Below are 264 nucleotides of genomic sequence, written 5' to 3' on the forward strand. Positions count from 1 at the left end.
CTTTGCGACAAAAACTCACATCGGTAGCAACTTAATAATAAAAAGAGGGTGTGCCAAAATTTTGGCACTCCCCCTTTTATATAACGATTAATGAATATCACGTTTCTTGAAATTACCGCCTTTTACTTCTGCTACGTCATAAACTGTAATAAAGGCGTGTGGATCGATTTCATTAATAAGTTCTTTCATTTTACTTTCTTCTAAACGGTTAATTACGCAAGAAATTTCTTTGAATTTCTCTCTTGAATAACCACCGTATTCTAG

General features: G+C 33.7%; 1 protein-coding gene. It reads right to left on the reverse strand.

The genetic code is table 11. The features are described 5' to 3' along the window. Nucleotides 1–87: 87 nt before the first annotated feature. On the reverse strand, nt 88–264 hold a 177-nt coding region (locus tag KVT27_RS25085; RefSeq protein WP_217582218.1), incomplete at its 5' end, for a DUF2179 domain-containing protein.

The sequence above is a fragment of the Lysinibacillus sp. GbtcB16 genome, assembly GCF_019091145.1.
Lineage (GTDB): Bacteria > Bacillota > Bacilli > Bacillales_A > Planococcaceae > Lysinibacillus > Lysinibacillus fusiformis.